Origin of the sequence: Pseudomonas sp. NBRC 111124 (assembly GCF_001320245.1) — a bacterium.
Classification (GTDB): Bacteria; Pseudomonadota; Gammaproteobacteria; order Pseudomonadales; family Pseudomonadaceae; genus Aquipseudomonas.
The window spans coordinates 1-21,680 of record NZ_BCBA01000059.1 but is presented as its reverse complement, the minus strand read 5'-3'; the positions used below and the strand labels follow the sequence as shown (position 1 = coordinate 21,680).

The following is a 21,680-nucleotide window of genomic DNA, read 5'->3' as shown; positions in this document are numbered from 1 at the left end:
CAGCATCGGCAGCGGCGGCTTTTTGCGCTTTGATCCGCTCGAGGGCGGCTTTGATCGGGTCGGCCGCGCCGTTTGCGGCTTCGGCCGTACGTGCAAGGCGCTGCGCTTCCCGTCGCGCCACGTCGCGTTGCAGACGGGCGCTGCGCTGCTCGTGGCGCTGGCGCGCATGATCACGGCGCAGATGGCGGGCTTGCAGTTGCTCGGGGGTATGGGCCAGGCCGCTGACAATCGGCACCACTGTCGCCGGTAGCGGGCGCATGTCGATGCAATCGACCGGGCAGGGTGCCAGGCATAGGTCACAGCCGGTGCATTCGTTGGCGATGACCGTGTGCATCAGTTTGGCGGCGCCGATGATGGCATCTACCGGGCAGGCCTGAATGCACTTGGTACAGCCGATGCATTCGGCTTCGCGAATGTAGGCTACCTGAGGCGGTGCGCTACCACGCTGAGGGTCAGGCGCCATCAGCGGCGCCTCGAGCAGCGCGGCGAGGGCGGCGATGGTTTCGCTGCCGCCGGGCGGGCACTTGTTGATGGCCTCGCCCGCCGCCAGGCCTTCGGCGTAGGGCCGGCAACCATTGTGGCCGCATTTTCCGCATTGGGTCTGCGGCAACAGGGCGTCGATGCGTTGAATCAAGATCATTGCGTGAATAGTCCGTTGAATCCCGAGAACGCCAGGGCCATGACACCCGTACCGAGCAATGTGATGGGCAGGCCGCGCAGCGCTGCCGGTACTTCAGCGTGCTGGCTGCGCTGGTGCAGGTCGTTGAACAGCGCCAGCGCAAGCCAGAAGCCCAGGCCGGCCACGGTGCCCTCGCTCAACGTTGCAAGCACTGTGGCCCGCTCGCTCGCCATTTGCAGTGCCAGGCCCAGCAGCAAGGCATTGCCCATCAAGGGCGGCGCAAGGTGCTCGGTGGGCCACTGTGGGCGTAGTTTTGCCAGCACCTGCGGCACGCCGCATGCCAGCAAGCCCAGCCAGGGCAGCAGCAGGAACAGACGCAGGTCTTGCAGATGCCAGGGCGCCACGAACAGTCGTTCGAGCACTAGCGCACCGGCTACCCCGAGTGCAATCGACAAGGCACCCGCCAGGCCGCACACGTGCAGGCGTAGCTGACTCAGCGGCTGTTGTTGCAAGAGCAGGTGGCTGATCAGCGCAGCGCTGGCCAGGATCAGAATGTAGTCGTTCATGTGAATGACAATAGCCGGGAATCGCCGTGATCGTCCGGCATTGGCGCAGCAGATGGAACTGCCCCGGCGTTGAGGCCGGGGCAGGGGTGTTACTTGATGCGCTGGCCTGGCTTGGCGCCGCTGTCGGGGCTGAGCAGGTAGATCTCTTCGCCGCCTGGGCCGGCCGCCATGACCATGCCTTCGGACATGCCAAAGCGCATTTTCCGCGGTTTTAGGTTGGCCACCATCATGGTCAGGCGGCCTTCCAGCTTGGACGGGTCCGGATAGGCCGACTTGATGCCGGAGAACACATTGCGGCGCTCGTCACCGATGTCCAGGGTGAGTTGCAGCAGCTTGTCGGCGCCAGGGACGGCTTCAGCCTTGACGATCAGCGCGACGCGCAGGTCGACGGCGGCGAAGGTGTCGAACTCGATCTCCGCCGAAAGCGGGTCCTTGCTCAGCTCGCCATTGCCGGCTGGGGCCTGTTGAGCTTCAGCAGCCAACAGGTCCTCCTTGCTGGCAGCGACCATGGCTTCGACCTTGGCGGGTTCGATACGGCTCATCAGTGCCTTGAACGGGTTCAGCTGGTGGTTCTCCAGGCGCGACTGATGGTCGTTCCAGGTCAGCGGGGCGACGTTGAGGAATGCCTCTGCATCAGCGGCGAGCAGCGGCAGCACTGGCTTGAGGAAGATGACCAGCTGGCGGAACAGGTTGATGCCCTGGGCGCAGATGGCCTGGACTTCGTCCTGCTTGCCCTCTTGCTTGGCCAGCGACCAGGGCGCCTTGTCAGCGATCCAGGCGTTGGCGCGGTCGGCGAGGGCCATGATTTCGCGCATGGCACGGCCGAAGTCGCGGCCCTCATAGGCCTCGGCGATCGACGGGGCGGCGGCGAGGAAGGCCTCGGTCAGCTCCGGCGCAGCATCGCCGGCGACCATCACGCCAGCATTGCCCTTGTGAATGAAGCCGGCGCAACGGCTGGCAATGTTGACGACTTTGCCGACCAGGTCGGAGTTGACCTTCTGCACGAAGTCCTCGAGGTTCAGGTCGAGGTCATCGACGCCGCGGCCCAGCTTGGCGGCGTAGTAGTAGCGCAGGTATTCCGGCTGCAGGTGGTCGAGGTAGGTGCGTGCCTTGATGAAGGTGCCGCGCGACTTCGACATCTTGGCGCCGTTGACGGTCAGGTAGCCGTGCACGTTGACCGCGGTCGGTTTGCGGAAACCGGCGCCTTCGAGCATGGCTGGCCAGAACAGGGCGTGGAAGTTGACGATGTCCTTGCCGATGAAATGGTACAGCTCGGCCTTGGAGCCTTCGTTCCAGAACGCGTCGAAGTCCAGCTCCGGGCGGCGTGCGCAGAGGTTCTTGAAGCTGGCCATGTAGCCGATCGGCGCGTCCAGCCAGACGTAAAAGTACTTGCCGGGCTCGCCCGGGATCTCGAAGCCGAAGTACGGCGCATCACGGGAGATGTCCCACTCCTGCAGGCCGGAATCCAGCCATTCGGCGAGCTTGTTGGCCACGGCATCCTGCAGGGTGCCGCTACGGGTCCACTGCTGCAGCATGGCCTGGAAGTCCGGCAGCTTGAAGAAGAAATGCTGGGAATCGCGCAGCACCGGGGTGGCACCGGAGATCGCCGACTTGGGGTTCTTCAGCTCGGTCGGGGCATAGGTCGCGCCGCACTTCTCGCAGTTGTCGCCGTACTGGTCTTCAGCCGCGCATTTCGGGCAGGTGCCCTTGATGAAACGGTCAGCGAGGAACATGCCCTTTTCAGGGTCGTAGTACTGGGTCACTGAACGGGTGGCGATGTGCCCGGCGTCACGCAGACGGCCATAGATCAGGCTCGACAGCTCGCGGTTTTCGTCGCTGTGGGTGGAGTGGAAATTGTCGAAGTCCACCAGGAAGTCGGCGAAGTCGCCGCTGTGCTCGGCCTGGACATTGGCGATCAGCTGCTCTGGCGTGATGCCTTCCTTCTCGGCGCGCAGCATGATGGCCGAGCCGTGGGCATCGTCGGCGCAAACATAGATGCACTGGTTACCGCGCAGCTTCTGGAAGCGCACCCACATGTCCGTCTGGATGTACTCCAGCATATGGCCAAGGTGGATGGATCCATTGGCATAGGGCAGGGCGCTGGTGACGAGAATCTGACGTGGCTCGGACATGGTGGCTCGGCTACTTATCTGGCTCGGGTAAAAATGAGGGTGATCGGCCACTATAAAGGGCCGGCGAAGATATTTCACCCCAAGCTCGCATCTGCTGACGATTGACGGGTTAGGATAGGCGTCTGTTTTGTACTCAGTTTGCCAATGGGAGTGTCCATGAGTGCCGTCACCCGTGCCGCCGTCGAAGGCGTGCTTCGCCAGTACACCGACCCTTACCTGAACCAGGACCCGGTCAGCGCCGGTTGCGTGCGCGCGATCGACATCCAGGGTGGCCAGGTCGCCGTGCAGCTGCAACTGGGCTATGCCGCGGGCCTGTTCAAGAACGGCTGGGCCCAGGTGCTGCAGACTGCGATCGAAAACCTCGACGGTGTCAGTTCGGCCCAGGTGTCGATCGATTGCCAAGTTGCTGCGCACAAGGCCCAGGCCCAGGTGCCGGCCATGGCCAACGTCAAGAACATCATCGCCGTGGCCTCGGGCAAGGGCGGGGTCGGCAAGTCGACCACCGCCGCCAACCTTGCCCTGGCCCTGGCCCGTGAAGGTGCCCGCGTGGGCATTCTCGATGCCGACATCTATGGCCCCAGCCAGGGCGTGATGTTCGGTATCCCCGAGGGTACCCGCCCGCAGATCCGCGAGCAGAAGTGGTTCGTGCCGATCAAGGCCCACGGCGTGGAAGTCATGTCCATGGCGTTTCTCACCGATGACAACACGCCGATGGTCTGGCGTGGGCCAATGGTGTCCGGGGCGCTGCTGCAACTGGTGACTCAGACTGCCTGGGATGACCTGGATTATCTGGTCATCGACATGCCGCCGGGTACCGGTGATATCCAGTTGACGCTGGCGCAGAAGGTGCCGGTGGCCGGTTCAGTGATCGTCACCACGCCACAGGATCTGGCCCTGCTCGATGCAAAAAAAGGCGTGGAGATGTTCCGTAAGGTCAACATTCCGGTGTTGGGCGTGGTGGAGAACATGGCCGTGCACATCTGCTCGAACTGCGGGCATGCCGAGCACTTGTTCGGTGAGGGCGGTGGCGAGAAGCTGGCGGCGCAGTACGGCGTCGACCTGTTGGCCTCGCTGCCGCTGTCGATGCTGATCCGCGAGCAGGCCGACAGCGGCAAGCCGACAGCGATTGCCGAACCGGAAAGCCAGATTGCCATGGTCTATCAGGAACTGGCCCGCCAGGTGGGCGCACGGATCGTGCTGCAGGAAGCGGCTGCTCCAGCGATGCCGAGCATTACCATCAGCGAAGACTGAAGCTTGAATTGGACTTCTCGCGGGTTCGCCCGCGAAGAAGCCAGCACCGATTTTCAGTCAGCCATAAAAAAACCCGCCAGAAGGCGGGTTTTTTTGAAAGCTAGGAAGCTGAGATCGACTTAGGCGATCTGAACTTCTTCAGCCTGCATGCCTTTCTGGCCGCGGGTAGCGACGAAAGTAACAGCCTGGCCTTCTTTCAGGGTTTTGAAGCCGTCAGCTTGGATGGCTTTGAAGTGCACGAACAGGTCGTCGCCCGACTGAGGGGTGATGAAGCCGTAGCCTTTCTCATCGTTGAACCACTTAACAACACCGGATTGACGGTTGGACATTTTTCTGTCTCCTTGGACAATTTGATAACGGTCAGGAAAAACCCTGGCCGGGACTGAGCGCAAAGAGAGCAGAAAATTCAGCGATGGGCCGATCAGGATCGTGCATCAAACTAGAGATTCTCGGTGTCACGTGCAGCACAGTGGCGCCACCTTACCCCACTTTCCGCGAGCTGCCAATGGTCTGTGAACGCTTTACGCAAATTCGGATCGACGGCGGCTACAGCCCCCGTCCGGCGCGGGATGAGGCACTGGAACTTTAACCCGGGCGCCGGGACCGGTAATATGCGCGTCTGGATTTTCCCCTCGCAACTCTTCAGGACACCCCCGCCATGAGCATCAAATCGGACAAGTGGATTCGCCGCATGGCGCAGGAACACGGCATGATCGAACCCTTCGTCGAGCGCCAGGTGCGCGGCGAGCAAGACAGCCGTGTCATCTCCTTCGGCGTCTCCAGCTACGGCTATGACGTGCGCTGCGCCGACGAATTCAAGGTGTTCACCAATATCAACTCGGCTACTGTCGACCCGAAAAACTTCGACGCCGGCAGCTTTGTCGACATCAAGAGTGACGTCTGCATCATCCCGCCGAACTCCTTCGCACTGGCCCGCACCGTCGAGTATTTCCGCATCCCGCGTGACGTGCTGACCATCTGCCTGGGCAAGAGCACCTACGCCCGTTGCGGCATCATCGTCAACGTCACCCCGCTCGAACCGGAGTGGGAAGGCCACGTGACCCTGGAGTTCTCCAACACCACTACGCTGCCGGCGAAAATCTACGCCAACGAAGGCGTGGCGCAGATGCTGTTCCTGCAGTCCGACGAAGAGTGCGAAGTGTCGTACAAGGACCGTGGCGGTAAGTACCAGGGTCAGCGCGGCGTCACCCTGCCACGCACCTGAGCCGACGAGCGCGGGGAATTAGTTTCCCTGATGGCACTCCAACGCTGTGAACAGTGCCGATATGCATGAAGCGTATCGGCCCTCGCCAGGAGCTGCCAATGAAACTCGACCCCACAATCAGTGCGAAGCTGGCCGTATTGCAGCCCAACCAGATCGGGTTGCTGGCGTGGTCACTGCTGGCACACCCGCTGCCCATGCAGGCAGGTGGCGTGCCGCACCAGCCTGATCCCGATACGCCGCAGCCGCCAGAGCCCGGTGAGCATCCGCCGATGGAGCCAGGTGAGCCAACTCTTCCTGATGAGCCACCACCTGCGCCTGTCGCCTGATCAGTTGGCCAGCGCCCACACCTGATCGCCTCCGGCGAGGAATACGCGGGTGCCTTGGCCCGGCTCGACCAACCATCCGCCGGTGAACTCGCCGAACGCCGGCAGCAGGCTGACCTGAGCATCGATCAGGAAGCAGGGCAGTCTGAGCCTTTGCCGGGCTCGCCCCCGCAGCATGTACACCGGATGCACGTGCCCGGCCAGTACCGGGTGGCTGGGGTGAGCTACGGGTTCGTGCTGCAGGGCAAAGGGCTCCAGCAGCAAGGGTTCATCTCGTACTTCGATACCGAGTTCCGCAGGCGGGTCACCGGCGTGGCGATCATGGTTGCCACGCACCAGCACTACCTTCAGCGCGCCATGGCGGCTTATCCACCCTTGCAGACTGGCCAGCGTGTGTGGCGAGTGCGCAGCGCGCGAATGAAAAAAATCTCCGAGGATGATCAGCTGCTCGCAGTCATAGCGGGTCAGCAACCTGTCCAGGCGTGCCAGGGTAGTGGCTGTGGTGCCTCGCGGAACAGGTTGATGCAACAACCGATAACTGGCCGCCTTGCCGATATGAACGTCGGCCACAAGCAGGGTGCGGCGGGCAGGCCAATAGATAGCCTTGTCCGGCAACAGCCAGAGCGTTTCGCCACTGTGCTCGATAGGCAGGTAGGTATTCATGATCGGCTTGCCGCTTTCTCCAGGTCGGCCACCATTCGCGCGATGCGGTCTGCCAGCTTTTCCGTGCTCAAGGTTTCGCGCATGCCTTCGACCAGCAGGGCAAACGCCATGGGGCTGGGGCGTTGGAGGGCGCGCAGGTCCAATTGCAGGCGCTGCAGCTTGAGCAACTGGCGGTGCAGGCGTTCGATCTCCAGTTCTTCGCTCAGCACCTCGTCGCGTGCCTGGCCGAGCAACAGGTTGTCTGCATCATGTTTGCGGAACACTTCGTAGAACAACCCGCTGGAGGCTTGGATCTGCCGTGTACTCTTCTGCGCTGCCGGGTAGCCGCCGAACACCAGCCCCGCGATCTGGGCAATTTCGCGAAAACGCCGCAGCGCCATTTCGCCAGCGTTCAGGCTGGCCAGCACGTCCTCCAGCAGGTTGTCGCCCGACAGCGCGTCTGGCAGGCAGCTGGCCCAGTCTACGGTGCTGGGGCTGAGCAGCTCGAAGCCATAGTCGTTCACGGCGATGGATACAGACAGTGGCTGCAGTCGACTCACCCGCCAGGCGATCAAGTTGGCCAGGCCCAGGTTGGCCATGCGCCCGGCGAAAGGGTAGAGGAACAAATGCGAACCCTGGCGCGATCCCAGCGTCTCCGCCAATAGCGTGCAGCGAGTGGGTAAGGCTGACCACTGCGACTGCAACGCCAGCAGTGGCCGGACGGTTTGCATTTCCGGGCCGATGCAGTGCCCGTGCGCAGCTGCGTCGAGTTGTTCGACCAGTGCGTCGGCCAGTTCACTGGACAGCGGCATGCGCCCGCCATTCCAGCGTGCTACGGCGGCTTTGCGTGCCGTGCTGCGTCGCACGTAGGCGGTCATGCCTTCTACCCGTACCAACTCCAGGACCCGGCCGGCGAACACCAGGGTATCGCCAGGGCGCAGGCGAGCAATGAAAGCTTCCTCGACACTGCCCAGGTGCTTGCCACCGCCCCCCTTGCTCCAGTATTTGAGTTGCACGCTGGCGTCGCTGACGATGGTGCCGATGCCCATGCGATGACGACGTGCCAGACGTTCGCTGGCCACCCGCCAGACCCCGTCGGGGTGCGCCTCGACCCGCTGATAATCGGGATAGGCAGTCAGCGTGTGGCCGCCGTGGTTGACGAAGTCCAGCGCCCATTGCCACTGGCTGTCGCGAAGGTCATGGAACGCCCAGGTGCTGCGCACTTCCGCAAGCAGCTCATCGGGGCGAAAGCCACTACCCAGCGCCATGCTGACCAGATGCTGGACCAGTACGTCCATGCTCAGGCGTGGCGAGCGGCGAGCTTCGATATGGCCGGCAGCCAGTGCGGCGCGGGCGGCCGCCGCTTCCACCAGCTCCAGGCTATGGGTCGGCACCAGGGTGATGCGCGAGCGGCGCCCCGGTGCGTGGCCAGAGCGCCCGGCGCGCTGCATCAGGCGGGCAATGCCTTTGGCCGAACCGATTTGCAGCACCCGTTCGACCGGGAGGAAGTCCACCCCTAGGTCGAGGCTGGACGTACAGATGACGGCCTTGAGCGTGCCTTGCTTGAGGCTTTGTTCTACCCAATCGCGGGTCGTCCGGGCCAGTGAAGCATGATGCAAGGCAATCTGCCCAGCCCAGTCGGGGCGGGCGTCGAGCAACGCCTGATACCAGAGTTCGGCCTGGGCGCGGGTGTTGGTGAATACCAGACTGCTGGTGCTCGTATCGAGCTCACGGGCAACCTGGCCGAGCATTTTCAGACCCATGTGCCCGGCCCAGGGGAAGCGCTCGATGGCATCGGGCAGCAAGGTGTCGACGACCAGCTGTTTGTCTTGGCGGCCTTTCACCAGTTGGCCCCCAGCCGGCAACAGCACCTCCAGGGCGTGCGGCAGATTGCCGAGCGTGGCTGACAAGCCCCAGGTCATCAGGCCCGGGTGCCAGCGGCGCAGCCTGGCCAGGGCCAGTTGCAGCTGCACGCCGCGCTTGTTGCCGAGCAGTTCATGCCATTCATCCACCACCACCAGTCGCAGGCTGGCGAAGTCATCGCTGGCTTGTGCCCGGGTCAGCAGCAAGGTCAGGCTTTCCGGTGTGGTGATCAAGGTGCTTGGCAAACGCCGGGCCTGGCGTGCGCGCTCGGCGCTACCGGTGTCACCGCTGCGCACGCCGACGCTCCAGTTCAGGCCGAGTTCATCCAGCGGCGTTTGCAAGGCACGCGCGGTATCGGCTGCCAGTGCCCGCATGGGGGTGATCCACAGCACCTGCAGCGCAGCGGGCTGGCGGCCGCTGGCTGGCTTGGCGAAGGCACGCAATGCGGCCAGCCAGACCGCATAGGTCTTGCCCGCTCCGGTACTGGCATGCAGCAGCCCCGATTCACCGCGCCCAACCGCTGCCCACACCTGGCGCTGGAAGGCGAAAGGCTTCCAGCCGCGGGCGGTGAACCAGGCGTTGGCGAGGTCAGAAGAGATGGACATGCGTGCGAGTGGTCCTGACAAGGCTGTGCTTCTACAGACCACTCGCCGCACGCTTTGGTTTTAACCGATCAGTTGGCCAGCAGGTAGCCGCTGCGTAACACCTGTTCACCAGCGACATGGGCAATGACCATGCCGGCCGTGGCCATGCGCCGCACGCTACGGGCGTAGAGCAGGCCGGGCTGGCTGTTGTGCACGGCAGTGACCCGGTCGCTGAGTGGGTCGATGACTTCAGCAATCAGTTGCCCTGCCTCCAGGTGCTGGCCGGGTCGGGCGTGATACACCAGCAGCCCGCCCAACGGGGCCGCCACGGGTTCGACGGCGGCCAGCGGTGTGGCGGGGCGCACCAGTTCCGGCAGCGGGGCGGCGCTACCTTCGATGACGTTAACGTGGGTCAGGTAGTCGAGGATCGCCTGGCAGTCCTGGCTGGCCAGGTCATGGCTTACATCCGCCTGGCCACGCAGCTCGACGGTCACCGCGACGCTGCCCAGCGGGATCGGGTAGCGCTTGCCGAAGCGTTGTTGCAGTTGCCACCAGACCAGGCTGAAGCACTCGTCGAATGATTGCCCGCCGGAGTCGGTAGCCAACAGGCTGGCCTGGGCGCCCAGGTAACGGGCCAGTGGCTCGACCTGTGGCCAAGCTTCCGGGGTGGTGTAGAGGTGTTCGACAGCCTCGAAATCACAGTGCAGGTCCAGCACCAGGTCGGCATCGCAGGCCAGCCGCTGCAAGGTCAGGCGCTGGGACTGCAGCGGCGTGCGCGCCGGGTGGGCATCCAGGCCGCGACGCAGGTACTCGCGGATCAGTGCCAGGTTGTGAGCAGGGTCCTGGGTCAGGTGGCCTTCGATCTGGTCGCCGATGCTGTCGGACAGGTCGACGAAGTTGCGATTGAAGTTCTCGCCGCTCTGCAGTTCGAAGCGCCCCAGGGGCGCATCCAGCATCACCTGTTCCAGGCCGACCGGGTTGGCCACCGGTACCAGGATGATCTCGCGCAGCAGGCGACCCTGCAGCTCCAGCTCGGCCAGGCGGCGCTTGAGATGCCAGGCTACCAGCATGCCGGGCAGTTCGTCGGCATGCAGCGAGGCCTGGATATACACCTTGGCACCACCCCGTGGGCCGAAGTGGAAGCTGTGCAATTGGCGGGTAATGCCCGGTACGGGCGAGAGCAAGTCGTGGGTCGAATGGTGCATGGTGGTCCTGGCTGCGTGGCGAAAACGGACTGCGACACGGGTCGGCTCAAAGATAGAAGCATAATTTCCGTTATCGCGCCTCACCGCGTTGCCTTCTTTCAGACCAGCAATGCCTGCAGGCTTGCCAGGTCATCGGCTTCATCGACTGGCTTGTCCAGGCGCCAGCGCAACATCCGTGGAAACCTCACGGCGATACCGCTCTTGTGGCGCTTGGACAGCGCGATACCCTCGAAGCCCAGTTCGAACACCAACGTGGGGGTGACGCTACGCACCGGCCCGAAGGTTTCCACGGTAGTCTTGCGGATGATCGCATCCACTTTGCGCATCTCTTCGTCGCTGAGTCCTGAATACGCCTTGGCGAAAGGCACCAGCGCGCGGTCGGGCGTGCCGGGGGGCGCGTTCCACACTGCGAAGGTGTAGTCGCTGTAGAGGCTGGCACGCCGGCCATGGCCCCGTTGCGCATAGATCAGCACCGCATCGACGCTGAACGGGTCGATCTTCCACTTCCACCACAGGCCCATGTCTTTGGTCCGGCCCACGCCATACAGGGCCTCACGCTGCTTGAGCATCAAACCCTCCACACCCAGGCTGCGCGACTGCTCGCGTTGGCGGGCCAGGTCGCTCCAGTCGTTGCCTGTGAGCAGCGGTGAAAGCAGCAGCGGGGCCAAAGGGTGCTCAGCCACCAGCCGCTGCAACTGCTGGCGCCGTTCGTGTTGCGGGCGGCTGCGCCAGTCCTCGCCTCGCCATTCCAGCAAATCATAGGCTTGCAGCACCACCGGGGCGTCAGTCAGCAGCTTCTTGCCCAGGGTCTTGCGGCCGATACGTTGCTGCAGCACGGCGAACGGTTGCACTGCCGGCAGGCTGGCATCGACGCCAGGCTTCCAGACCAGGATCTCGCCGTCGAGCACCGTGCCATCCGGCAGGTTTTCGGCCAGGCCATGCAGCTCGGGAAAGCGCTCGGTGACCAGCTCTTCGCCCCGTGACCAGACCCACAACTGGCCATCGCGCTTGACGACCTGGGCACGGATGCCATCCCACTTCCATTCGATCTGCCATGCAGCGGGCGGACCGAGCAGGGCTTCGAACTGCTCCAGCGGAGCCTGCAGGGCGTGAGCCAGGAAGAACGGGTAGGGTTGGCCACCGCGCTGGCTATGTTCGTCTGCGGACTCATCGGCGATCAGTTTGTGATAACTGGCGGCCGTTGGGCGATGGCCGATATCGGTATAGCCGACCAGTCGCTGGGCCACGCGTTTGGCATCGAGACCCGCCAGCTGTGCCAAGGCGCGGGTGACCAGCAGCTTGGACACCCCGACGCGGAAGCTGCCGGTAATCAGCTTCAGGCACAGCATCAGGCTGGGGCGGTCCAGTTGTGCCCACAGAGGGGGCAGGCGACGCTGGATGTCCTCTGGTGGCAGGCCGCGCAAGGGCAGCAGATGGGCCTCGACCCAGTGTGCCAGGCCGTCGTCGCTGGCATGGGAGGCTTGCGGCAACAGTAGCGAGATGGTTTCGGCCAAGTCACCTACGGCTTGGTAACTCTCTTCGAACAACCACTCGGGCAACTCCGCCAATGCCGTGGCCAGCTCGCGCAGCACGCGGGTCGGGACCAGCTGGCGGGGGCGCCCGCCAGCAAGAAAGTAGACGGCCCAGGCGGCATCCTCGGCGGGCGCTGCCGCAAAGTAGTCGCGCAGGGCTTCGAGCTTGGCGTTGCTGGAGGTGGTAGCGTCCAGGCGCAGGTACAGTTCGGCGAAGGCTTTCATACCGCAGGCTCCGTGGTCGTGGTGTCATCCTCTTCGCCGTATTCGGTGATGAAGGCCCGGGCATCCAGGCCTTGTTCGTTGAGGTAACGCACCAGCACATTCACCGAGCCGTGGGTGACCATGACGCGCTCGGCCCCTGTCTGCTCGATGGCCCACAGCAGCCCCGGCCAGTCGGCGTGGTCGGACAATACGAAGCCACGGTCGACACCGCGCCGGCGCCGGGTACCGCGCAACAGCATCCAGCCGCTGGCAAAGGCATCGCTGTAGTCACCGAAACGACGCATCCAGCTGCTACCTGCGGCAGAGGGCGGCGCCATGATCAAAGCCTGGCGCAGTAGCGGGTCGTTGCGCGGGATATCACCGGCATAGCGGGTGGTTGGCAGGTGCACTCCGGCATCGCGGTATACCCGGTTCAGCGGCTCGACAGCACCGTGCACGAGGATCGGCCCGATGTCCGGGTCCAGTCCATGGAGGATTCGCTGAGCCTTGCCGAAGGCATAGCAGAACAGCACGCTGGCCTTGCCTTGCTCACAGTTGCTCCGCCACCAGGCATTGATCCCGGCGAAGATGCTTGCCTGGCTGGGCCAGCGGTAGATGGGCAGGCCGAAAGTCGACTCGGTGATGAAGGTATGGCAGCGCACGGGTTCGAAGGCAGCGCAGGTGCCATCCGGCTCGACTTTGTAATCCCCTGAAGCGACCCAGACTTCACCCTGGTACTCGAGGCGCACCTGTGCCGAACCCAGCACATGGCCGGCCGGATGCAGGCTCAGGGTGACGCCGTGGTGTCGGATACGCTCACCGTAGGGTAGCGGCTGCAGGTCGATGTCCTGGCCCAGGCGGCTGCGCAGGATGCCCGCGCCCGGGGCGGCAGTCAGGTAGTGGCGGTTGCCCGTGCGGGCATGGTCGCCATGGCCGTGGGTGATCACGGCGCGCTCGACCGGGCGCCACGGGTCTATGTAGAAGTCGCCGGGTGGGCAGTACAGGCCTTCGGGGCGGGCGATGACGAGGTCCATGGCAATGCCTGGGTAGAGGGCTTACCAGTTGAGAACGTCATGAGGTGAGGGAAGTTCGGCTGATGACGAGCGCCAGCCTGGATGCAGGGCTGGCGCCTCGACTGCTTAGCGCAGGTTTATTTTCCAGCCGTTGGCCTTGGCATCGGCAATGCTGATTTTTTCGGTATAGCTGATGTTCAGGCGTTTGTTGCCGTGTGCCAGATAGGGTGAGGTGTGGAAGTAGTCCCAGGTGCTCTTGCCGTCATAGGACTGCAGGTCTTCCTGGCTAAAGGCAATTTCCAGTGTGGCCGGCGAGCTGCCAGCTGCCGCCGAGGCGTCCAGCTCGCCGATCAGGTTGTAGCCAGCGCTTGCATTGCCGGCCCACAGTTGCGCATTGATGGTCGCGCCTTCGGGAACGGCCATCGATGCTGGCCAGGAGATTTCGAGCTTGAGGGTTTCGCTGCTCATGTAAGTCATCCTTTGGATTGAGTCGGGCTGCGCTCGCCGAAGGGCAAACGCAGTACGACAGGATGCTAAGCAGCTGACTCGCGGGGGATCAGAAGGAACTCTGGCCGCTAGCGGCCCGGCACCAGCGTCAACCGCTGGCCGCGACCTCCCCGAACGTTGCGAAGCAGCGAAAAAGACTACAAGTCGTTCGGAAACGCAGACGCGCGATTCGCGGTTTACTACGGGCTCACATGTGTACAGTGCAACAAAAATGTTGCGTTTAGCGTGCGTTTAACGCACATTGAGCATCGAAGGCCCGTATGAAATACAGTGAATTTCGCCGATGGCTACGCGCCCGAGGTGTTACGTTCGTTCCGGCCAAAGGCAGCCACTTCAAGGTTTATCTCGGTAATCGCCAAACGATTTTTCCCGACCACGGCGCCAAAGAGATTGGCGAGGGGCTGAGAAGAAAGATCCTCAAAGATCTGGGCCTGAGTGAATGTTGAATTTAGGGGAGAACACCATGACCTTCGACTATCCAGTAGTCATTCATCGAGAGGCGGGCAGTGTCTGGATCAGTTGCCCGGATGTGCCTGAGATGTCCAGTGCAGGCGATACCGAGGAAGAGGCGCTGTTCGATGCTGTAGACGCCATGGAGTCCGCGCTTTCGTTCTATGTTGACCAGAAGATTGCGATACCGCTTCCTGCAATGAAATTGGCTGATCAGCCCGTCGTACGCTTGCCGGCTCTGACAGCGGCGAAGGCAGCCCTCTGGAACACAATGGTTGAACAGAAAGTGAGCAAGACCGAGATGGCTCGGCGACTGGGCGTCAATCGCCCTCAGGTGGATCGCTTGGTGGATCTGTTGCATCGTTCAAAGATCGAGCAGGTCGAGCATGCCTTGCATGTGCTCGGTCAGCGAATCGAACTCGCTGTCGTCACGGCTTGACAGCCCCTAAGAAAAAGCCGCCAGTCCAGGCGGCTTATTTTCACTAGCGGCCCGGCACCAACGTCACCCGTTGGCTGCCATAGGCCCGGCCAAAGTTCTGCGGCTGTAGCGGCAGGCTCATGAACCTGCCCTTGAACCAGGCATCCAGCCCGTCGCTGTAATGCGCACTGGCCGGGTTGCCCGACTGGCCGTTACTGGTCAGTACCTGCAGCGGCTCGGCCTGGCCGAAGTCGACGATCATCCGCGCCGAGGCCGGCAGTCGGGTGTCGAAGTCGCTGCCCCACGCGTAAGGGGTCAGGGCCAGGGTGCTGAAGTCGCCACCGGCGGCCAGTGGTGAGCGGCTCAGTGCATCGCCCAACCCGTGGTAGGCAGGGGCCGGCCAGCGGTACTGATGCAGCTTGCCCCACTGCCAGGCGCGGCGGTCACTGCCCAGTTGCGCGGTGCCGGCATCCACGGCGGCCGCCAGGCTGCGGGCGAGGATGGTGGGTTTGTCTTCCTTTTGCGGCGTGCTGCGGTCATCCCAGAACGGGCTGTCGTCACGGCCCAGCAGGTGGTCGGCCTGGGCCGAGTACGACAGGCGGGCGTTGCTGACGAACGCCTGCCAGGCTGGGCTCGATTCCGGGCCGAGGTCATCCATGAATGTCTGGCGGGCTATTTCCTGGAGGAACAACTCGTACAGCGCGGCATCTGCCGACACCGGGCTCAAGCGGCCATCGAAGGCTTTCAGCCGGGCCAGGGCGTCGCGCGCTTTGTCGCGTTGGGCCGGGGGCAGGGCGTCGATCGCCTGCTTGAGTGGCTGGGCCATGCCGGGGGCATCGAACATCTGCTTGAGCTTGTCAGCCAGCAGCGTCACCTGATCGTTCTGCAGGGCCATCAGGCTGCGGCTGTCGTGGCGACCGTTGCCGGCCAGCTGGCCCAGACGCTCGGCGCGCTCGGGGTAGTACCAGGTGCTGGACAGCTGCATGCCATAGCCGCGCGGCAGGCTGCGCTGGTTGGCGTGGGCGATCCAGCCGGCCGGTGGGTCCTGGTCATAAGGGTGCAGCATCGGGTCGGCATAGCCGTCCCAGTCATAGCGACCGTCCCAACCCGGAGAGGGCAGCAAGCCCTGGCCTTCACGGCGGTTCGGGTAGCGGCCGCTGACCTGCCAGCCGATGTGCTCAGGCTCGGCGAAGACGAAGTTGAGGGCGGCGGTGGCGACTTCACGGGTGCTGTCGAAGGCACGTTCGATGTTCTGTGCGCGGGTCAGGTCGAACAGTGCGTCGAGGCTGCGGTCGCCCTTGATCTGCGGCAGGCTCAGGGCCAGGCCCAGGCTGGCGTTGCCCGCCTGGGGGAGCAGGGTGCCATGGCGGGTGTCGTAGAACACTTCGCGCTGCGGGCGCTGGCCACGAACAAAGAAGGTTTCGCTGCGGGCCCGGGCCGGCAGCCACTTGCCGTCGGCCAGGTAGGTCACCTGGCTGCCGGCATGACGCAGCTGCTCCAGGTACAGGTCCTGGTTGTCGGCCATCACCGCACTGCTGCTCCAGGCCAGTTTGCCGTTGTAGCCGGCCAGCACGATGGGCAGGCCTGGCAGTGACAGGCCGGCAACCTGGTACTTGGCGGTGTGGATCTGCACTGGGCTCAGGGCCCAGGCGGCGCGGCTGTCGCTGGCCAGCAGGCTCTTGCCGCTGCGGCTGCGTTGCGGGCCTAGCGCCAGGTTGGCCGAACCGGGGCTGCCGAGCAGGTCGAGGTCGGCGAGTTTCTGGCTGGCCGCCGCCAGCGCGGGCAAACCGGGCAGCTGGCTGCTCAGGTTGAGGCCCTTGAGTTTTTCCACCTCGGCTTCAGCCAGGGGTTCGTCCGGTGCGCCAGGCAGCAACCAGTGCAGCTTGTCGTTGCCGACCTTCTGCGCCAGTGTCAGGGCGCTGAGCTCTTCTTGCAGGTTCACCGACTGGCTGAAGGCGTACAGGTTGAAGATCAGTGCCGAATCTTCAGGCTTCCAGTATTCAGGGCGATAGCCACTGCTGGCCAGGTTGGCCGGCAGCTTGTCGCGATAACGGAACAGATAGGCGTTGACCCCACGGGCATACACCTCGAAAAAGCGCTTCAGGCGTGGCGAGGCATCGGCATACTGCTGGGCGGCGCTCTGCTTGAGGTTGGCGGCGCGCATCAGCCGGTCGATGTCCAGCGCTTCGCTGCCGGCCAGCTCGGCCAGGCGGCCCTGGGCGAGCAGGCGCATGGCGAGCATCTGCTCGATGCGATCGCCGGCATGTACATAGCCAAGGGTGAACAGGGCGTCATGGAAGCTACTGCTTTCGATCAGCGGCGCGCCCATGGCGTTGCGCCGGACCGAGACGTTCTGTGCCAGGCCCTTGAGCGGTTGCACGCCCGTGGTCGGTGGCACGCTGTCCTGATAGCCACCCATCTGGCAGCCGGCGAGCCCGAGCATGCCGAGCAACGTGGCGGCGGCGGTGAACCGCGGGCGGAAGGGAGGAAGGACGGGGGCGGCCATGACAAGGGCTCCTGCAAGGCGTGGCGGGGTTCGAAAGGCGCTAAGGTAGTGAGCGCGCAGGCGCCTTGCAAGGTGCGGTGGAGCTTTATTTACGAGCGGTTATCAGCTTCAAGCTTCAAGTCTCAAGACAGAACCAGATCTGCTTTTACTTGCAGCTTGAAGCTGCCGCTTAAAGCTCGATCAAGCGCCGTGGCACTTCTTGAACTTTTTCTGGCTGCCGCACGGGCATGGGTCGTTGCGGCCAACGTCCTTCAGGGCGTTGCGCACCGGCTCCTGGTGGCCGTGGTTGCAGTGCGGGCCGTGTACATGGCCGTGGTCGTGATCATGATGATCGTGACCGTGGTTGCAGTCCGGGCCATGAACATGGGGTTGCTGGGTCATTGCAGGGTTACTCCGGTATGAAATCGCCGGGGATTATCTCACCACTGCGCGACAAGTGCAGGTCCTGATGGATGATCAGCCCGGTCTCCAGTTCACCTTGCAAACGGTAATGCAGCGGCTGCCCGCTCTTGAGCAGCTTGGCCAATGGTTTCAGGTGCTGCCAAAGGTTGGTCCGCGCCGTGATCTTGAACGTGCGCCGGGCATGCCCGCCGACACTGCGCCAGAGGCTGACCTCATCCTGCGCCAATAGCAGGTCGTCGAGCCACACCGAGTAACTCAGGTTGCGAATGAACAGACGGCTGTCATTGGGGTTGTCGACGCGCAGGTGCAGCACGAACTCCTGCTGCAGCAGCCGTGCCTTCACCGTTTCGACCTGGTCCAGGTGCAGTTCCGGCTCGCGCCAGTCTTCACCCCAGCTGGCACAGCCCGCCAGCAGTGCCAGCAGGGTGCTGAGCAAGAGCAGGCGGATGGCGGCGATCATGCTCAGTTACCGACGTAGCTGGCGCAGCATTTCTTGAATTTCTGCCCGCTGGCGCAGGGGCAGGGATCGTTGCGGCCGGCCTTGAGCGCGACGGTGGGATCGATGAAGTACCACCGCCGCTCGTGCTGCACGAAAGCAGAACGCTCACGGTGCTGATGGTCGCCCGCCTGGTCATGCCAGCGCGCGGTGAAGGTCACGAAGGCGTGTTCGGGCTGGCCGCCGAGCACTTCGGCGCTTTCCACCTCCAGGCCCAGCCAGGTGCTCTGGGCACTCCATGCCGCTATGGCGGTGCGGTCCAGCCCGGCCTGCTGGGCTGGCAGGGTCGTGGCGACCAGGTAGTCGACCAGCCCCAATACATAGGCGCTGTAGCGCGAACGCATCAGCGTCTGGGCGTCGGGAGCCGGGGTGCCGGCATGGTAATGCCCGCAGCAGGCGTCAAGCAGATTGCCGCTGCCACAAGGGCAAACCGAGACACTCATCATCACCACCAATACTTGCCGAAGTTTTCAGGATTGGCCCAGAACCTGGCGTTGAGCCAGTCCGGGACCTGCTTGTAGTCATGTAGATCATAGGTGAACAAGCTCAACACCTGCTCATCACGGCGGAATTTCTCGCTGGCCGACAGCGCCAGGGAGAAGAAATCGGTGTCTTGCCAGCCGCAGGCGGGCAAGTCGGCCAGCACTGCAACTCGGCTGGCGTTGAGGTTGCGGATGCCGCCCAGCAACTGCAGGCCGGTGCGTTTTGGCAAGTGCTCCAGGCAGTCCACCAGCATTGCCAGGTCGAAGCGCTGGGCCGCCAGCGCTGCCGGCAAGGGCCCCGGGGCGCAGGTTTCGATGGTCACCTGTGGGTGAGCCTGGGCAAAGGCATCCAGCGCCGGGAAGCGGGTACCCACCAGCAGCAGGCGTTGCGGGGTAAAACGCTCCAGCAGGGCGGCCAGGGCTTGTTGCGGCGTGCGCTGGGAAAAACCGTCGATCATTGCCAATCCTCGTTCAAGTCATCCAAGACTAGCGGGCTGCTGTCCGCCGGCATAGAGGCAAGTGGCCGTGTCGTGGCTTATTGCTGGCAGGGATGGATTGCGCGGTCTTTACTCCCAGAGATCGGCCTTATGCCGATTCCCCTAGGAGAAGCTACGAAAATGAGCATAGTACGCACAGCGTTACCCCTGGTACTGCTCACCAGTGTGTTGACTGGTTGTGCAGGTTTGCAAAAAACCGACTGGCCGAAGTGTGCTGCCGTCGGGGGTGTTGCCGGTGCCGGTCTGGGTGCCATCGAGAGTTCCAGCTGGGCTGGCTGGGGCGCGCTGCTCGGCGGTGGCCTGGCGGCAGGTTATTGCTGGGCTCACGGCGATGGTGACGAAGACGGTGATGGCGTGCCGGACAGCCGTGACAAATGCCCAGGTACGCCGCGTGGCGTCAAGGTCGATGCCAATGGCTGTCCGCCAGCGCCCCCTCCTGTGGTCGAGGAAGTGGTCGTGCAGAAGGAAGAAGTGATCGTTATTCGTGACGTGCACTTCGAATTCAACTCCTCGCGCCTGACGGCGGCCGACAAGGAGCGCCTGAACACGGTAGCCACTCGCCTGAAGCAAGAGGCTCCGAGCGCCCGTCTGACCGTGACCGGCCACACCGATAGCGTAGGTTCCGACAAGTACAACCAGAAATTGTCCGAGCACCGTGCCCACGCCGTAACCGATTACCTGATCGACAGCGGTGTGCCTCGTGCCAGCTTCGTATCGGTGGTAGGTGCTGGCGAAACCCAGCCAGTGGCAGACAATGCCACGGCCGAGGGGCGTGCCATGAACCGTCGCACCGAGATCAAGATCCAGCGTTGACGTCCCTGCGCCCGCGCCTTGAGAAGTGGCGCGGGCGCGTCTTTAATCCTGCTAGCCGGTTGCGGCCGATGACACAGGAGCATTCATCATGAGTGTAATGTCGAAGGCGGCCATGCCGTTGCTGTTGGTCACCAGCCTGCTTGCAGGCTGCGCCACCCACAGTGACGGCAGTGCGCCCCTCAATCAAAGGACTTGGCCCCTCTGCAGCGTGCTCGGTGGTGCGGTGGGTGGTGGTCTTGGCGCCATCGAAAACTCGAGCTGGGCGGCTGGCCTCGGTGCCCTCGGCGCGATCGCCGGTGGGCTGATCTGCTACGTCCAGGATGGCGACGAAGACGGTGACGGCGTGTTCGACCGTCGCGACCTCTGCCCCGATACCCCGGCCGATACTGCGGTTAACCACATGGGCTGCCCACTGCCGCAATATCCACCGTCGCAACCCGCGCCGCAGCCCAAGCCTGAGGTGATCACCCTCGACGACCAGGGCCAGGTGATGTTTGCCTTCAATTCCGCCGAGCTCACGCCGGGTAGCGAGGAGCGCTTGAAAAGCCTGCTGCCGCGCCTCAATGAGCTGGGGGTCAGCCGTATCAAGGTGGTCGGTCATACCGACAACGTGGGCTCTGACAGCTATAACCAGGCGCTGTCCGAACGCCGTGCCGCCAGTGTCGCCGAGTACCTCATCCGTCAGGGGGTGGCGCCACAGAAAGTGACCAGCGAGGGCCGTGGCGCCCATGAGCCAATCGCTGACAATGCCACCGAAGAAGGGCGTGCGCACAACCGACGGGTGGACCTGCACCTCAACTGACTACGCTGGCGTGTGCGTGGGCATGCAGGTAGTGTTGGCTGCGCGGCGCGCTTGCTCGGGCCGCGTAGTCATAACAATAAATAGACACGTAGGGGCGGGGTATGAAGTTCATTCTGGGCCTGGGCAAGGTCCTGACCGTGGCGTTCTGGGGCGTGGTGCTTTTCAATCTGATGATGCCGCAACCATTGCCGTTGAATCTGCTGATCAACGCGTTGGGTATTTTGGTCCTGAGCCTGCATTTTCTTGAGGTGCTGTTTTTCAATGGCACCTTGCGCGGCCGCAGCCATCGCTGGTTCGACCGGTTGCAGATCCTGCTGACCGGTATCTTTCATGTCATGTCCATTCCCCGTCCGCAGGAGGCGCCTCGCCATGCGTAAATTGATGTTGCTGGCGGTATTGGCCGCACCCATGGCCCAGGCGCAGAGCCTGGAGGTTGCCTCCCATTCCATGCTGCGTCTGCCGAACAAGTCGGCAAGCGTGCACCTGGAGCAATTGCGCGTGGCGGATTCGGCGACCTTGCTGCTACCGGCCACATTGACCGAGCTGAAGGTCGATCACCTACAACTGGGCCGCGATGCGCGGATTGCCATTGCACCTGCTGAAGCACCGCTGCTGATCGATGTACGCAGTGCTGTGCTGGGCGAGGGTAGCGAGATCAGCGCGCCAGGGGCGCCCGGCACTTATGAGCGTGCTGCCCGCGCCGGGCGCAGCCTGGAGTTGAAGCTCGCTGCGGTGGACGCCGAGCGCCTGGCCATCGATGCCCGGGGTGGTGCCGGTGCGCCGGGTTACGTGGGCCTTGATGGCGCCAATGGCCAGGCTGGCGGTTGTACCTGGGGCCAGGCAAGTCGAGGGGCGAATGGCGATGACGGTGGCAACGGGCATGATGGTGCGCCGGGCGGGCGAATTCGCCTGAGCCTGCCACAGGGGTTCCCGCAGGAGCGCGTGGTGGTACGCCTGGAGGGGGGCGCGCCGGGCAAGGCCGGGGCTGCCGGCAAGGCCGGTAAAGGCGGAGCGAGCAAAGGTTGCCTGGTGTATCGCACCGATGCCGGGGCTAACGGCCGACCGGGGCAGGAAGGGCAGCCTGGGTTGGCTGGCGCCGAGGGTGAGCTGATTTTGCAGCGTCTGTAGAAGCGGCCTTGTGTCGCGAA

Annotated in this window: 23 protein-coding genes and 1 pseudogene; 9 read left to right on the top strand and 15 right to left on the bottom strand. The window is 63.7% G+C overall.

Annotated elements, in window-relative coordinates; all coding sequences use genetic code 11:
- Position 1 precedes the first annotated feature (1 nt).
- From APH28_RS22335 to metG, 3 genes and pseudogenes are all read right to left on the bottom strand, one after another.
- A pseudogene (locus tag APH28_RS22335) lies at positions 2-640 on the bottom strand (RnfABCDGE type electron transport complex subunit B); the annotation flags it as partial.
- A complete protein-coding gene (locus APH28_RS22330) occupies positions 637-1,185 on the bottom strand; it encodes an Rnf-Nqr domain containing protein (protein ID WP_060512693.1) in 549 nt (182 codons plus the stop codon). The pseudogene APH28_RS22335 and the gene APH28_RS22330, both read right to left, overlap by 4 nt.
- A gap of 89 nt (positions 1,186-1,274) precedes the next feature.
- Positions 1,275-3,317, bottom strand: coding sequence for a methionine--tRNA ligase (gene metG / locus APH28_RS22325; protein WP_060512692.1), 2,043 nt, complete (start codon positions 3,315-3,317; stop codon positions 1,275-1,277).
- 156 nt (positions 3,318-3,473) lie between these two features.
- On the opposite strand from metG, the gene apbC reads away from it, so the two are divergent.
- Positions 3,474-4,568, top strand: coding sequence for an iron-sulfur cluster carrier protein ApbC (gene apbC, locus APH28_RS22320; RefSeq protein ID WP_060512691.1), 1,095 nt, complete (start codon positions 3,474-3,476; stop codon positions 4,566-4,568).
- A 119-nt stretch (positions 4,569-4,687) separates the two neighbouring features.
- On the opposite strand, the gene APH28_RS22315 is transcribed toward apbC, so the two are convergent.
- Entirely contained in the window at positions 4,688-4,897 is a 210-nt protein-coding gene (locus APH28_RS22315; RefSeq protein WP_003254922.1) for a cold-shock protein, read from the bottom strand.
- A 329-nt stretch (positions 4,898-5,226) separates the two neighbouring features.
- Between APH28_RS22315 and dcd the strand changes: the two genes are divergently transcribed.
- Entirely contained in the window at positions 5,227-5,793 is a 567-nt protein-coding gene (gene dcd, locus APH28_RS22310; RefSeq protein ID WP_003258001.1) for a dCTP deaminase, read from the top strand.
- Positions 5,794-5,891: 98 nt separating this feature from the next.
- Positions 5,892-6,119 (top strand): hypothetical protein, encoded by a 228-nt coding sequence (locus APH28_RS22305; protein WP_060512690.1) that lies wholly within the window; start codon positions 5,892-5,894, stop codon positions 6,117-6,119.
- Here the strand turns inward: APH28_RS22305 and pdeM are convergent, their stop codons facing one another.
- From pdeM to APH28_RS22275, 6 genes are all read right to left on the bottom strand, one after another.
- Positions 6,120-6,779, bottom strand: coding sequence for a ligase-associated DNA damage response endonuclease PdeM (gene pdeM / locus APH28_RS22300; RefSeq protein ID WP_060512689.1), 660 nt, complete (start codon positions 6,777-6,779; stop codon positions 6,120-6,122). It abuts the gene before it with no gap.
- The gene (locus tag APH28_RS22295; RefSeq protein WP_060512688.1) at positions 6,776-9,226 is read right to left on the bottom strand and encodes a ligase-associated DNA damage response DEXH box helicase; all 2,451 of its coding nucleotides are present in this window, start codon (positions 9,224-9,226) and stop codon (positions 6,776-6,778) included. Before APH28_RS22295 ends, pdeM begins: the two co-directional genes overlap by 4 nt.
- A 68-nt stretch (positions 9,227-9,294) precedes the next feature.
- Positions 9,295-10,410 (bottom strand): succinylglutamate desuccinylase/aspartoacylase family protein, encoded by a 1,116-nt coding sequence (locus tag APH28_RS22290; protein WP_060512687.1) that lies wholly within the window; start codon positions 10,408-10,410, stop codon positions 9,295-9,297.
- A 98-nt stretch (positions 10,411-10,508) separates the two neighbouring features.
- Positions 10,509-12,167 (bottom strand): ATP-dependent DNA ligase, encoded by a 1,659-nt coding sequence (locus APH28_RS22285; protein WP_060512686.1) that lies wholly within the window; start codon positions 12,165-12,167, stop codon positions 10,509-10,511.
- Complete coding sequence (locus tag APH28_RS22280) at positions 12,164-13,180, bottom strand: ligase-associated DNA damage response exonuclease (protein ID WP_060512685.1); 1,017 nt, start codon at positions 13,178-13,180, stop codon at positions 12,164-12,166. Before APH28_RS22280 ends, APH28_RS22285 begins: the two co-directional genes overlap by 4 nt.
- Before the next feature lie 105 nt (positions 13,181-13,285).
- Entirely contained in the window at positions 13,286-13,627 is a 342-nt protein-coding gene (locus tag APH28_RS22275; RefSeq protein ID WP_060512684.1) for a hypothetical protein, read from the bottom strand.
- Between the two features lie 299 nt (positions 13,628-13,926).
- Here APH28_RS22275 and APH28_RS28290 point away from each other — a divergent pair, with 299 nt between their 5' ends.
- Positions 13,927-14,112 (top strand): type II toxin-antitoxin system HicA family toxin, encoded by a 186-nt coding sequence (locus APH28_RS28290; RefSeq protein ID WP_082432369.1) that lies wholly within the window; start codon positions 13,927-13,929, stop codon positions 14,110-14,112.
- Positions 14,113-14,129: 17 nt separating this feature from the next.
- Entirely contained in the window at positions 14,130-14,555 is a 426-nt protein-coding gene (locus APH28_RS22270; protein WP_060512736.1) for a type II toxin-antitoxin system HicB family antitoxin, read from the top strand.
- Between the two features lie 43 nt (positions 14,556-14,598).
- Here the strand turns inward: APH28_RS22270 and APH28_RS22265 are convergent, their stop codons facing one another.
- From APH28_RS22265 to APH28_RS22245, 5 genes are all read right to left on the bottom strand, one after another.
- Complete coding sequence (locus APH28_RS22265) at positions 14,599-17,040, bottom strand: penicillin acylase family protein (protein WP_060512683.1); 2,442 nt, start codon at positions 17,038-17,040, stop codon at positions 14,599-14,601.
- Between the two features lie 180 nt (positions 17,041-17,220).
- Positions 17,221-17,421, bottom strand: coding sequence for an SEC-C metal-binding domain-containing protein (locus APH28_RS22260; RefSeq protein ID WP_023379046.1), 201 nt, complete (start codon positions 17,419-17,421; stop codon positions 17,221-17,223).
- A gap of 7 nt (positions 17,422-17,428) precedes the next feature.
- Complete coding sequence (locus APH28_RS22255; RefSeq protein ID WP_060512682.1) at positions 17,429-17,902, bottom strand: LEA type 2 family protein; 474 nt, start codon at positions 17,900-17,902, stop codon at positions 17,429-17,431.
- Between the two features lie 2 nt (positions 17,903-17,904).
- A complete protein-coding gene (locus tag APH28_RS22250) occupies positions 17,905-18,381 on the bottom strand; it encodes a YchJ family protein (RefSeq protein WP_060512681.1) in 477 nt (158 codons plus the stop codon).
- A gap of 2 nt (positions 18,382-18,383) precedes the next feature.
- Positions 18,384-18,878: a DUF6231 family protein gene (locus tag APH28_RS22245; protein WP_060512680.1), complete on the bottom strand. Its 495-nt coding sequence runs from the start codon at positions 18,876-18,878 to the stop codon at positions 18,384-18,386.
- A gap of 159 nt (positions 18,879-19,037) precedes the next feature.
- On the opposite strand from APH28_RS22245, the gene APH28_RS22240 reads away from it, so the two are divergent.
- From APH28_RS22240 to APH28_RS22225, 4 genes are all read left to right on the top strand, one after another.
- Positions 19,038-19,730: an OmpA family protein gene (locus APH28_RS22240; protein ID WP_060512679.1), complete on the top strand. Its 693-nt coding sequence runs from the start codon at positions 19,038-19,040 to the stop codon at positions 19,728-19,730.
- A gap of 88 nt (positions 19,731-19,818) precedes the next feature.
- Positions 19,819-20,532: an OmpA family protein gene (locus tag APH28_RS22235; RefSeq protein WP_060512678.1), complete on the top strand. Its 714-nt coding sequence runs from the start codon at positions 19,819-19,821 to the stop codon at positions 20,530-20,532.
- Between the two features lie 101 nt (positions 20,533-20,633).
- A complete protein-coding gene (locus APH28_RS22230; protein WP_060512677.1) occupies positions 20,634-20,909 on the top strand; it encodes a DUF1145 domain-containing protein in 276 nt (91 codons plus the stop codon).
- On the top strand, positions 20,902-21,660 hold the full coding sequence (locus APH28_RS22225; protein WP_060512676.1) for a hypothetical protein: 759 nt from the start codon (positions 20,902-20,904) through the stop codon (positions 21,658-21,660). The genes APH28_RS22230 and APH28_RS22225 overlap by 8 nt, the downstream gene beginning before the upstream one ends.
- The last annotated feature ends 20 nt before the right edge of the window (positions 21,661-21,680 follow it).